This window comes from Nitrobacter sp. (assembly GCF_051535215.1).
GTDB lineage: Bacteria > Pseudomonadota > Alphaproteobacteria > Rhizobiales > Xanthobacteraceae > Nitrobacter.
Map to the genome: position 1 here is coordinate 156,844 of NZ_JBPPLY010000002.1, position 12,234 is coordinate 169,077.

Here is a 12,234-nt window from a genome sequence, read left to right on the forward strand (position 1 = left end):
CCAGTAGCTGAACCCGATAACGGCACCCAGAACGATCATCGAAGGCTCCAGCGTTCCGCTGATGAGGTAAGTTGCGAGTGGTACGGCTAGTGCGATCGCAAACGATATCAGACGATGTGCGGTTGCAAATCGCTTTTGCCACGCCATTCAATCTTACGCTCCGATCGCGATTTTCGGTTCAGCGTCCGCGTTGGCCTTCATTTCCTTCAGCGCGCGGCGATACTCCACCGGCATCACTTTACGGAATTTCGGCAGATAAGCCTTCCAGTTCGCAAGAATGTCGGCGGCGCGTTTGGAGCCGGTGAGCTTGGCGTGGCGCGTGATCAGAACGTGCAGCCGCTCGACGTCGGAGTTCAGCAGATTCTGGAACACGTCGACGCGGCCATGCGCTTCGAGATCGCCGCTGTGGTGATAGGTGCCGGCATTGATCATCTCTTCCGAGAGCACCGGCTCGAGATCGACCATTGCAAGGTTGCACAGCTTCGGAAAATCGTCGGCTTCGTCGAGCACGTAGGCGACGCCCCCGGACATGCCGGCCGCGAAGTTGCGCCCGGTCTTGCCGAGCACGACCACGATGCCGCCGGTCATGTATTCGCAGCAATGATCGCCGGCGCCCTCGACCACAGCGACCGCGCCGGAGTTGCGCACGGCGAAGCGCTCGCCGGCGACGCCGCGGAAATAACACTCGCCCTCGATCGCGCCGTACATCACGGTGTTGCCGACGATGATCGACTCCTCCGGCACGATGCCGGAATTTGCCGGCGGTCGTACGATGATGCGGCCGCCGGAGAGGCCCTTGCCGACATAGTCGTTGCCTTCGCCTTCGAGATCGAAGGTGATGCCGCGGCAGAGCCACGCTCCGAAGGCCTGCCCGGCGGTGCCCTTGAGACGGACCTGGATGGTGTCGAGCGGCAGGCCGGCATGACCGTAGATCTTCGCGACCGCACCCGACAGCATCGCGCCGGCCGAACGGTCGGTGTTGTTGATGGCGGTCTCGATGGTCACCGGCGCGCCGCGATCGAGCGCCGGCTTCGCCTCCGCAATCAGCTTGCGGTCCAGCACCTTGTCGAGGTGATGGTCCTGCGCCTCGACGTGATAGATCGTCTGACCCGGCGCTTCCTTCTGCCGATAGAACAGCTTGGAGAAGTCGAGCCCCTTGGCTTTCCAGTGCGTTACCAGCGCGCTCTGGTCGAGCATCTGCACCTGGCCGATCATCTCGTTGAAGGTGCGATAGCCGAGCTGCGCCATGATCTCGCGCACTTCCTCGGCGACGAAGAAGAAGTAGTTGATGACGTGCTCTGGCTGGCCGGTGAAGCGCTTGCGCAGCACCGGATCCTGAGTGGCAACGCCGACCGGGCAGGTGTTGAGATGACACTTGCGCATCATGATGCAGCCGGCAGCGATCAGCGGCGCGGTGGCGAAGCCGAATTCATCTGCACCGAGAAGGGCGCCGATCACCACGTCGCGGCCGGTGCGGAAGCCGCCGTCCACCTGCACCGCGATGCGCGAGCGCAGCCTTTCGCGCACCAACGTCTGATGGGTTTCGGCAAGCCCGATTTCCCATGGCGAGCCGGCGTGCTTGATCGAGGTGAGGGGGCTCGCGCCGGTGCCGCCCTCGAAGCCTGCGATGGTGACGTGATCGGCGCGGGCCTTGGCGACGCCAGCGGCGACCGTGCCGACGCCGATTTCGGAAACGAGCTTCACCGAGACCAGGCTCTGCGGATTGACGTTCTTCAGGTCGTAGATGAGCTGGGCGAGATCCTCGATCGAATAGATGTCGTGATGCGGCGGCGGCGAGATCAGCCCGACGCCGGGCGTCGAATGGCGAACGCGCGCGATGGTGGCGTCGACCTTGTGGCCGGGCAATTGTCCGCCTTCGCCGGGCTTGGCACCCTGCGCCATCTTGATCTGCATCATGTCGGAGTTGATGAGATACTCAGTGGTGACGCCGAAGCGGCCGGAAGCGACCTGCTTGATCGCCGAGCGCATCGAATCGCCGTTCGGCATCGGCTTGAAGCGGTCCGCTTCCTCGCCGCCTTCGCCGGTATTGGACTTGCCGCCGATCCGGTTCATCGCGATCGCGAGCGTGGTGTGCGCCTCGCGCGAGATCGAGCCAAAGCTCATCGCGCCGGTTGCGAAACGCTTGACGATCTCTTTCGCCGGCTCGACCTCATCGAGGGCGACAGGCTTACGATTTTCGTCCTCGGCGGTCTTGAACTTGAACAGGCCGCGCAGTGTCAGCAGCCGCTCGGACTGTTCGTTGAGGATCTTCGCGAACGCGCGATAGCGCTCCTGCGAATTGCCACGCACGGCGTGCTGCAGGTTGGCGACCGACTCCGCGGTCCAGGCGTGATCCTCGCCGCGGGTGCGGTAGGCGTATTCGCCGCCGACGTCGAGCGCGGTCTTGTAGATCTGGACGTCGCCGAACGCGTCCGCATGCCGCCGCACGGTTTCTTCCGCGATTTCCGCAAGGCCCACCCCCTCGATGCGGGTGTGCGTGCCGGCGAAATACTTGGCGACGAATTCGGCCTTCAGCCCCACGGCGTCGAAGATCTGCGCGCCGCAATAGGACTGATAGGTCGAGATGCCCATCTTCGACATGACCTTCAAAAGGCCCTTGCCGATCGACTTGATATAGCGCTTGACGATTTCCTTGTCGTCGAGGCTGCCGGGCAGTCGATCCTTCATCGCGATGATGCTCTCGAACGCGAGATAGGGATTGATCGCCTCCGCGCCGTAGCCCGCGAGACACGCGAAGTGATGCACTTCCCGCGGCTCGCCGGATTCGATGACGAGGCCGACCGAGGTGCGCAATCCGACGCGGATCAGGTGATGATGCACGGCGGCGCAGGCGAGAAGCGAAGGGATCGGAATCCGGTCGATGCCGGTCATCCGGTCTGACAGGATGATGATGTTGACGCCTTCGCGCACCGCGGCTTCGGCGCGTGCGCAGAGTTCGTCGAGCACCTGCTCGAGGTTCGCCGCGCCGAGGCCCGAGTGGAAGGTGATGTCCAGAGTGCGCGAGACGAAGTGCGAGTCCGCGACATCGGAAATCGAGCGGATCTTCTCGAGATCGGCGTCAGTGAGGATCGGCTGATGCACCTCGAGCCGCTTGGTGGAGGCGAGACCTTCGAGATCGAACAGGTTCGGCCGCGGTCCGATGATCGAGACCAGGCTCATCACCAGTTCTTCGCGGATGGGATCGATCGGCGGGTTCGTCACCTGCGCGAAATTCTGCTTGAAGTAGGTGAAAAGCTGCTTGGGTCGGTCCGACAGCGCCGAGATCGGCGTGTCGTTGCCCATCGAGCCCGAGGCTTCCTCGCCGATCGACGCCATGGGCGTCAGCAGGATATTGATGTCTTCCTGCGAATAGCCAAATGCCTGCTGACGATCCAGCAACGGCAGGTTCGAGCGGGCTCCCTTGGCGGGCGCGGCCGGCAGGTTCTCGACCTGGATCTGGGTACGGCCGAGCCACTCCCGATACGGATGGCTGTTCGCCAGCGTAGCCTTGATCTCGTCGTCGGGGATGAGGCGTCCCTGTTCGAGGTCGACCAGCAGCATCTTGCCGGGCTGTAATCGCCACTTGGTGACGATCTGCTCTTCCGGAATCTTGAGCACGCCCATTTCGGACGCCATCACGATGCGATCGTCGCTGGTGACGAGATAGCGCGCCGGACGCAGGCCGTTGCGGTCGAGCGTGGCGCCGATCTGGCGGCCGTCGGTGAAGGCGATCGCGGCAGGGCCGTCCCACGGCTCCATCAGCGCCGCATGATACTCGTAAAACGCGCGGCGCTGCTCATCCATCAACGGATTGCCCGCCCACGCTTCCGGGATCATCATCATCACCGCATGCGCGAGCGAATAGCCGCCCTGCACCAGGAATTCGAGACTGTTGTCGAAGCAGGCGGTGTCGGACTGGCCTTCATAGGAAATCGGCCAGAGCCGGCTGATGTCCTTTCCGTACAGTTCCGAATGCACCGACGCTTGCCGCGCCGCCATCCAGTTGACGTTGCCGCGCAGCGTGTTGATCTCGCCGTTGTGCGCGATCATGCGGTAAGGATGGGCCAGCGACCAGGTCGGGAAGGTGTTGGTGGAAAAGCGCTGATGCACGAGCGCCAGCGCCGACTCGAAATCCGGCTCGTGCAGGTCGGGATAGTAGCTGCCGAGCTGGTCGGCGAGAAACATGCCCTTGTAGATCACGGTTCGGCACGACATCGACACCGGATAGTAGCCGGAAAGGCCGCGCTCGCGCCGCTGGAAGATCGCCTGCGAGATCGACTTGCGCAGGATATAGAGCCGTCGTTCGAACTCGTCCTCCGTTCCGGCCGCGCCGTTGCGACCGATGAACACCTGCATATTGGCGGGTTCGGTCGGTTTCACGGTTTCGCCGAGCGAGGAGTTGTCGGTCGGCACCTCGCGCCAGCCGAGCAGCGTCAGGCCTTCAGCCTTGATCTGGTCGGCGATGATGCGCTGGATAACCTCGCGCCAGACGACCTCCCGCGGCATGAACAGCGCACCGACCGCATATTCGCCGGGCTTCGGCAGCGTGAAGCCAAGCTCCTTCGCCTTCCGCGCAAAAAAACCGTGCGGAATCTGCACCAGGATGCCCGCGCCGTCGCCGGCTCGCGGGTCGGCGCCCACCGCGCCGCGATGCTCGAGGTTGCAGAGAATGCTGATCGCGTCGGACACGATCTGATGGGATTTCCTGCCCTTGATGTTGGCGATGAAGCCGACGCCACAGGCATCCTTTTCCTGGGCGAGGTCATAGAGGCCCTCCGCCGGCGGACGCCAGGTGTGTTCGCGCGGCGTGTGTTCGTGTGGCGCGTGGTCGCGGCCGGTGTACTCATGCGCGGGTGCAAGCGGTTTGGCGGCCGAATTCGCCGCCGGAGGTTTTAGGCCGATGTTATCCCGCTCGAACGATGGCCCACTCATCTTAAGCCCAGTACCCTTTCCCGGCCGGGATTTGAGACATCCCGAAACGCTATCCGTGTCTACGGCGCACCTTGGACGGTCGCGGCACCCCGATCGACAATCCTGGGGCCACCACTCGCACGCCGCGAGCCGAAGTTTTGAGAAGTCAAACCTGGTGCCCAACGTCCTCGGTGGAAAGCCGGTTTGCCATGTCCACAACCGGACATCGGACGCCTGCATTCGCGGCAAAACCCGATGTCACGCCGTCCCGTCAAAATTAAGACAGCCTTGCTGTCCTAACCCAGACATTGCCAAATTTTTCTCTACCACACAAGCGTCCGGGAGTCCCTGATCGCATGAAGTTATGCCCTGCCGCTCAACACAAGGACGCCCCGGTTTTCCGGGGCGTCCTGTATTCAGCGTTCGAAAATCGTTCGCGCGGGAGGAGCGTCAGGCTGCCGCTTTCTCGACCGCCGGCGCCGAGGGCGCGCTGGTTGCGATCGGAATGGTGCGGGGCTTCTTGGCCTCGGGAATTTCGCGGACGAGATCGACGTGGAGCAGGCCGTTTTCGAGCGAGGCGTTCTTCACCTGTACGAAATCGGCGAGTTGGAACGCGCGTTCGAAGGCGCGCGCCGCAATGCCGCGATACAGCACCTCGGACTTGTCCTTGCCGTTTTCATTGGCAACCTTCTCGCCCTTGATCGTCAGCGTGTTTTCCTTCGCGACGATGGAGAGTTCGCTCGGGGCGAAGCCGGAGACGGCCACGGAAATGCGGTACTCGTTCTCGCCGGTGCGCTCGATGTTATAGGGCGGGTAGCCCGGCGCATCGCCATGAGTCTGGTCGAGCAGGTTGAAGAGGCGGTCGAATCCGACGGTGGAACGATAAAACGGGGTGAGATCGAAAGTACGCATAGGTCAGTCCTCCATAGAGCGACATTGAATGGACCCGCCCGCCAATCGGGCCGGGCTTTCGTCTGTGTGCAGCCTGATGATCCGGCTTCGGAACACTGGTAGCGGCCTGCACAGTGATGATATGGGAGGGCTCCAAACGGGTTCAAGAGACGGGCCGCGCCCGTTTTTGATGGTCCCGTCCTTCCGTTATTGAGCCTTTTCCTCCAGCCGGTCCGGGTCATGAGGCTTGTTTCGATCCCCGCAAATCCGGTTCCGGAAAATTATATCTGCGGCACTGTCAGGACGTCCGACGGCATCGATCTGCGCTTTGCGCGATGGGCGCCGCCGCCGGGGCGAAAAGGCACGGTCTGCGTGTTTGCCGGGCGCGGCGAGCAGATCGAAAAATATTTCGAGACCGTATGCGATCTGCGCGATCGTGGTTTTGCGGTGGCGATGGTCGATTGGCGGGGGCAGGGCCTCTCGACGCGGCTGTCGTCCGATCCGCGCAAGGGCTACGTGCGTCGTTTTTCCGACTACGAGATCGACATTCAGTCGTTCATGGAGCAGGTGGTCCTGCCGGATTGCCCGCCGCCGTACTTCGCGCTGGCGCATTCGATGGGCGGCGCGGTGCTGCTGCGCGTGGCGCACGCCGGCAAACGCTGGTTCGACCGCATCGTGCTGTCGGCGCCGATGATCGATCTGCCCGGACGCCGCACCGCCTTCCCGGCGCGTGTGGTGCTGCGCGCGATGCGGCTGTTCGGACAGGGTGGGCACTATGTCCCCGGCGGCACTGATCAACTCACCGGCGTCGCCGATTTCATCGGCAATCCCTTGACCAGCGACCCCGTCCGGTTCGCCCGCAACGTTGCGATCCTTGAGGAAGATCCCGCACTGGGGATCGCCTCTCCGACGGTGGCATGGGCCGATACCGCCTTCCGGGCCATGCATGAATTCTGCGCGACGAATTATCCATCGACGATTCGTCAGCCGCTGCTGATGATCGCGGCAGGCGACGACACCATCGTCTCCACTCCCGCGATCGAGGAGTTCGCTTATCACCTGCGCAGCGGTTCGCACCTCGTTATCGCCGGATCGAAGCACGAGATCCTGCAGGAGCAAAATCGCTATCGCGCTCAGTTCTGGGCGGCGTTCGACGCCTTCGTGCCGGGGTCGCCGTTGTTCTAGCGATTCAGCAGTTTCAGCGCAGCTTCGTGCACGCGCGGATCGCCCGTGGCGACGACGCGGCCGCCGCCTTGCGCGGGCTCGCCCTCCCACGTCGTGATCACGCCGCCCGCTCCGGTGATGATCGGGATCAAGGCGGCGATGTCATAGGGCTTCAACTCCGTCTCGATGACGAGATCGAGATGACCCGCGGCCAGCATGCAATAGGAATAACAGTCGCCGCCATAGCGGGTCAGCCGAACCTCGGCCTCGACCTTGCCGAAGGCTGCACGGTCGTCGGCATTCATCAACAGCGGACTGGTCGTGAACGATGTCGCCTCTTTCAGCGATGCACACCGGCGCACCGCGAGCTTGCGCCCGTTCGACGGACCCTGATAGCTCGCGGAGCGGTTGTCGCCGCTGAACCGTTCGCCGATGTAGGGCTGGTGCATCATGCCGTAGACCGGCATGCCGCGATGAAGCAACGCGATCAGTGTGCCCCAGATGGGAAAGCCGGCGATAAACGACTTCGTGCCGTCGATCGGATCCAGCATCCAGACGTATTCGGCGTCTTCATCCTGGTTGCCGAATTCCTCGCCGACGATGCCGTGCTGTGGGAAACTCGCCTTGATCATCCGGCGCATGACCGCCTCGGCGGCCCGATCCGCCTCCGTGACCGGATCAAAGCCGCGAGCGTCACACTTGTTCTCGACGCCGAGAAGGGACGTTCTGAAGAAAGGAAGAATCGTTTCGCCCGCTGCCGTCGCGAGACGGTCTATGAAGGCGGTAAAATCGATCACCGTCACGTCTACCTCACCGGGCGATGTTCGCACGCGCGCGCCCCCCAAGTTGAGCGCCTCCTATACATGCAGGAATCGAAGGCCGCACCGTCTGCGATCCATTGCACAGCAGTTATCCCATTCTCAGCTCATTCTCCCATGGAGTGCCGGACATGCGACATCTGCGCTCGGAAGAGGGAAATCGTTCCCCGCGGTTGCGGCAGGACTGTGCCAAGCGTGCCGCGATGGAATTAAATCATTGGAATTACTTAGAAAACATGTTGTCTGGCTGGTGCACGGCGAAATCAGAATATACCTAATCGCGGGGAAAAATCGTTTGAAATCCCTTGCTTTTTGTGCAGCGCGGCCGCATATTGTTGCGGTGCGGTAGCCCTCGCGCTACTGCTGCCCTCCTTGGGCGTTTCCTCCCTAGACTTGGGCCGCTTGGTTCGACGAGCGGCCCTTTTTCTTTTTCCGTCCGCGAGGTCGCTTCGAAGTCTCGCCACGTCGCGGGCGGCGGTCTATTCGGCGGCCGATCGGAATGTCCCGAGATCGCCGAGCGGGATGGCGGCCAGCGCGTCGGCGAGCGTCATGAAATCCGCGGCAACCTGGCCGAAGCGCGGGCCACGCTCGCGACGGCGTTCATCCATGTAGACGGCGCGGTTGAGCTCGAACTGCACCGCGTGAAGTCCGCTTGCCGGATTGCCGTAATGCTCGGTGATGAAACCGCCGGCGTAGGGTTTGTTGCGGCCGACCGAATAGCCGAGGCCGCTCATCACGTCCTCGATGACGTTTGGAAGCAGCGGCGCGCAACTGGTGTCATAGCGATCGCCGATCACGATATCGGGCCGTCTCGGTTCATCGTGAGAAATGCCGGTCGACGGCATCGAGTGGCAATCCACAACAATGGCCGTCCCGAACGTCTGGTGGGCCTTGTGGATCAGCCGCCGCAACGCGCGATGGTAGGGTTTGTAGAGCAGTTCGATCCGACCGAGCGCGTCGTCGACGCTGAGACGTTCGCGATAGATCTCCTGGCCGTCGCCGACGACGCGCGGAATGGTGCCGAGGCCGCCCACGACCCGCATCGATCGCGTATTGGCGAAGCTCGGCAAACGACCGGTGAACATCCGGGGATCGAGCTCGTAAGGTTCGCGGTTGACGTCGACATAGGATCGGGGAAAGTTGACCCGAACCACGGGAAAGCCAAGGTCGACGAGGCCAACGATCAGTTCATCCATGAACGAGTCTTCGGATCGGCGAAGGCTGGCAAGGTCGATTCGCGACGCGGCCAGAAACTCCTCCGGATAGATTGAGCCGGAATGCGGGGAGTTGAAGATGATGGGAGACCGCCACTGCGCCGGCTCAGCGATCTCGAAAGGGGGCGTCTGGCCGCCGTCAAATTGGGTCATTGCCGGGCGTCATCCTGAAATTGCGCAGCCGCCTGTCGGATGTTGGCTGGACAGGCGCCTTACGAGCCTGCATTGTCGATAATCGCAGCCATTCTGCCAAGCCAAAGTTCGCTTTCACCCCAAATTTACCCTCATCGGGCTTAGTGGGGTCATTGCTCCTCCAAGCCGGGCCCGATACCACCGCCATGCACAAAATCCTTCTTGCCGAAGACGACAACGACATGCGCCGATTTCTGGTCAAGGCGCTGGAAAACGCTGGTTTCAAGGTATCGTCCTATGACAACGGCCTGTCAGCCTACCAGAGACTGCGCGAGGAGCCATTTGAAATGCTTCTCACCGATATCGTGATGCCGGAAATGGACGGGATCGAACTGGCGCGGCGCGCGTCGGAACTCGATCCCGATATCAAGATCATGTTCATCACCGGCTTTGCCGCCGTCGCGCTGAATTCCGATTCCGCGGCGCCCAAGAACGCCAAGGTGCTCTCCAAGCCGGTGCATCTGCGGGAATTGGTCAGCGAAGTGAACAAGATGCTGGCGGCGTAATTCATGCCCGCCCGTCCTTGCCTGTCAGCACCGGAGCCGATATAGGTCGCGGCGACCCCATGCGGACGTTTTCCGGGCGCGTAGCTCAGCGGGAGAGCACTACCTTGACATGGTAGGGGTCACAGGTTCGATCCCTGTCGCGCCCACCATCCAGTCGGCTGTTTCGCTATTGTATGGAGACCGATCGGAAAGGACCGCCGTTGGCGGGGTTTTCTGACCCTGGTTTTGTGGGTGGCTGTCTCCGTTCGTGGATATGCCCATTTTTCGCTCGCTGTCTCTGGTACGAAAATTCCTGTTCCTGGCAGAGTCCGTCAGCTCATGAGCTTGTTGCCGGGTTGTCGCGCAGATCCCAGCGCCTGACACTGGCCCTGGAAAAGTGACGGGATTGGCTTACGTAGCCGCCGTTCCGACGATCATAACAAAAGCGTGGGCAATCCGAGTTTGATATACTGTTTCGACCACTCGAGCGGTGCGTCGCGGAGTGCCGCAATGTCGATGCCACGGGGTAGGCGCCCTTCGATGGCGGCCTTGATCAGGGACGGCGCGAGGAAGGCCATCGACAGCGTCAGATTGACTTGCCGTGCGCTGCATTTTTGTCTGACCGCAATCTGTTCGATGGTCGATCGTCCGGAGACGATCTCCTCCAGCCACTGCTGGCTCCGTGCAATGGCACGGATGAGGCCCGCGCGACGTTCGCGCGGATCGGTGATGCGATAGCGTCGGACGTCATCGACAAGCTCGGAATCAAGATCGAGCTTCAGTTTCTTGCGAACGACACCGGCAAAGAACCCACGCACCGAATGCGGTTGCCAACCCGTCGCCTTAACGACGGCTTTGATCGTGCAGCCATCTGTCGATCGCAGCAGAGCAAGCACCCGGGCCTGCTTGGAATTGGCGCGAGCGCCGGTCGCTTTTGCTGGCGAAGCGGATGCATCGTTAGCCGGAAATACCTTCGATGCCGCTGGCCTTTTTGTCGTGCGGCAACGTGTTTGGCTTTAATGGATCGGGGAGTAGCTAATTTTGAAGTACGTCTGGTCGTGGCTGGCTGCTTTGCTTTGGCTTTCGTCATCAGGATCTCCGTGGTTACGGGGCATCCCTCGCGCCCCACCGCCGCAGCCCCGCACTGCCCAAAAACCGGCGGGGTCAAGATCCTGACGAGTCTACGCGCTCGCTATGACAGCCGCACTAATGCTCTGTTGCCGCAGCAAAGCCAGTCCTTTCTGAGCAATCTTGTTGCTCGTTTATCGGATTGGTGCCGGCGAAATTCTCGGATGAGCACGATCGGCGAGCCTCTCTGGACGGCGAGATGCGCCCCCTGACCGTCCGACGGCGTTGGCGCTGACCGAGTATTTATTGTTGTCAAAGCGCATGAGGCAGGTCTTCGGCACCGAGGCCGGCTCTGGACCGGCGTCAATCGTGACCCGCTTCTACCCGGTTTTCTTAATTCCCTTCAGAGCGTGACCGCCCAACCTTCCAGTTACGTGACCCCGGCGCCCGTTCACACATGTCGCGCAGATTCTTCTGTCTAGGAGGCGGAGTGATCCGATCCTCCCGCTGGCGCGTAACATCTTCAGGACTGGAGCGGGAAAGGAAATCCCCTTGAAAACTTATGGCATCGCCTATCTCGCGACCGGCCTGGTGTTTCTCGCCATCGACGCCGTCTGGTTGACAGTTGCCGCGCAACGGCTTTACCGGCCGCTGATCGGCGACATGCTGCTTGAGAGCTTCCGCCTTCTGCCCGCGCTGCTCTTCTACCTGATCTATATCGCAGGCATCGTGGTGTTCGCCATCGCCCCGGCAATGGCCAGCGGGCGCTGGACCACCGCCACATTCTACGGAGCATTTCTCGGATTCGTTGCCTATGCGACCTATGACCTGACAAACCAGGCGACATTGCGCAATTGGCCAGCCGCCGTCACCGTCGCCGACCTGTGCTGGGGAACATTTTTGACGGCGTTGGCGGCGACCATCGGTTTCCTGATCACGCGCGCCATCACGCCCTCGACCTGACAAGGATTACGTTCGGCGGCTCAGCAGCCCCGAGGCGACAAGTCCGACGAATACGGTCAGCGTACCGGCGCTCATCGCGTTCAATCTGACGAAAGCGTGGTATTCGGCCGCGGAGTAGCGGTGGACGGGCGCACCGTACAAATCGCCAGATCCCAGGTAGACGAGCATCGCCATCCCGATGAGAACGAAGGCAGTCAGCCTTTCGAAAGCCCGGAAGAAGGTCGCGGCAATCAGCGCGCAGGGAATGAGAAAAATCTCCACGCCTGATGCCTGTCCGAACATTTCGGCACTCAAAACCACGTTGGCCATGCCGGCAACAGGAAGAAGCGCCCGGCCTGCCGTCGGCGATCGTCTGGCCAGCGCCGGCACCGCCAGGAAGAATGGCGTCGATAGGAACGTGAAGAAGGTCGGCCAGATCTGGTCGCTGACCGCCCAATAGACATAGAGCGGATAGAAGGGTTGGTTGGCGGCGACGACCAAGGCAATCACGTTGCAGGCGGCGACCATGGGATCGTCATGGGCGGCATA

9 protein-coding genes and 1 tRNA gene are annotated in these 12,234 nt (G+C 61.8%); 4 read left to right on the top strand and 6 right to left on the bottom strand.

From position 1 onward, the window contains the following. Window positions 1-153: 153 nt before the first annotated feature. Window positions 154-4,932: a glutamate synthase large subunit gene (gene gltB / locus ACS3WB_RS03375; RefSeq protein WP_438274158.1), complete on the bottom strand. Its 4,779-nt coding sequence runs from the start codon at window positions 4,930-4,932 to the stop codon at window positions 154-156. Window positions 4,933-5,361: 429 nt separating this feature from the next. Continuing rightward, a complete protein-coding gene (locus ACS3WB_RS03380) occupies window positions 5,362-5,823 on the bottom strand; it encodes an Hsp20 family protein (protein WP_438274159.1) in 462 nt (153 codons plus the stop codon). Between the two features lie 219 nt (window positions 5,824-6,042). On the opposite strand from ACS3WB_RS03380, the gene ACS3WB_RS03385 reads away from it, so the two are divergent. Then, complete coding sequence (locus ACS3WB_RS03385) at window positions 6,043-6,987, top strand: alpha/beta fold hydrolase (protein ID WP_438274160.1); 945 nt, start codon at window positions 6,043-6,045, stop codon at window positions 6,985-6,987. Here the strand turns inward: ACS3WB_RS03385 and hisN are convergent. Both hisN and ACS3WB_RS03395 read right to left on the bottom strand, forming a co-directional pair. Then, complete coding sequence (gene hisN, locus ACS3WB_RS03390; RefSeq protein ID WP_438274161.1) at window positions 6,984-7,769, bottom strand: histidinol-phosphatase; 786 nt, start codon at window positions 7,767-7,769, stop codon at window positions 6,984-6,986. The two genes, ACS3WB_RS03385 and hisN, sit on opposite strands and share 4 nt — an antisense overlap. Window positions 7,770-8,263: 494 nt before the next feature. Beyond that, entirely contained in the window at window positions 8,264-9,151 is an 888-nt protein-coding gene (locus ACS3WB_RS03395; protein ID WP_438274162.1) for an N-formylglutamate amidohydrolase, read from the bottom strand. 185 nt (window positions 9,152-9,336) lie between these two features. Between ACS3WB_RS03395 and cpdR the strand changes: the two genes are divergently transcribed. Together cpdR and ACS3WB_RS03405 are read left to right on the top strand one after the other, a co-directional pair. Beyond that, window positions 9,337-9,696, top strand: a complete 360-nt coding sequence (gene cpdR, locus ACS3WB_RS03400; protein ID WP_438274362.1) for a cell cycle two-component system response regulator CpdR — start codon at window positions 9,337-9,339, stop codon at window positions 9,694-9,696. Window positions 9,697-9,770: 74 nt separating this feature from the next. Further along, window positions 9,771-9,845 (top strand) — tRNA-Val (locus ACS3WB_RS03405). A 264-nt stretch (window positions 9,846-10,109) separates the two neighbouring features. Here the strand turns inward: ACS3WB_RS03405 and ACS3WB_RS03410 are convergent. Continuing rightward, complete coding sequence (locus tag ACS3WB_RS03410; protein ID WP_438274163.1) at window positions 10,110-10,571, bottom strand: DUF3489 domain-containing protein; 462 nt, start codon at window positions 10,569-10,571, stop codon at window positions 10,110-10,112. Window positions 10,572-11,295: 724 nt separating this feature from the next. On the opposite strand from ACS3WB_RS03410, the gene ACS3WB_RS03415 reads away from it, so the two are divergent. Then, window positions 11,296-11,706, top strand: a complete 411-nt coding sequence (locus ACS3WB_RS03415) for a DUF2177 family protein (protein ID WP_438274164.1) — start codon at window positions 11,296-11,298, stop codon at window positions 11,704-11,706. Window positions 11,707-11,712: 6 nt separating this feature from the next. Here ACS3WB_RS03415 and ACS3WB_RS03420 read toward each other — a convergent pair whose 3' ends face one another. After that, window positions 11,713-12,213 (bottom strand): hypothetical protein, encoded by a 501-nt coding sequence (locus ACS3WB_RS03420; RefSeq protein WP_438274165.1) that lies wholly within the window; start codon window positions 12,211-12,213, stop codon window positions 11,713-11,715. Between the last annotated feature and the right edge of the window lie 21 nt (window positions 12,214-12,234).

Excerpts from the sequence above, each read along its gene's own strand:
- gltB (WP_438274158.1), bottom strand. The coding sequence starts at position 4,932 with ATGAGTGGGCCATCGTTCGAGCGGGATAACATCGGCCTAAAACCTCCG.
- ACS3WB_RS03380 (WP_438274159.1), bottom strand. The coding sequence starts at position 5,823 with ATGCGTACTTTCGATCTCACCCCGTTTTATCGTTCCACCGTCGGATTC.
- ACS3WB_RS03385 (WP_438274160.1), top strand. The coding sequence starts at position 6,043 with ATGAGGCTTGTTTCGATCCCCGCAAATCCGGTTCCGGAAAATTATATC.
- ACS3WB_RS03395 (WP_438274162.1), bottom strand. The coding sequence starts at position 9,151 with ATGACCCAATTTGACGGCGGCCAGACGCCCCCTTTCGAGATCGCTGAG.
- cpdR (WP_438274362.1), top strand. The coding sequence starts at position 9,337 with ATGCACAAAATCCTTCTTGCCGAAGACGACAACGACATGCGCCGATTT.
- ACS3WB_RS03420 (WP_438274165.1), bottom strand. The coding sequence starts at position 12,213 with ATGGTCGCCGCCTGCAACGTGATTGCCTTGGTCGTCGCCGCCAACCAA.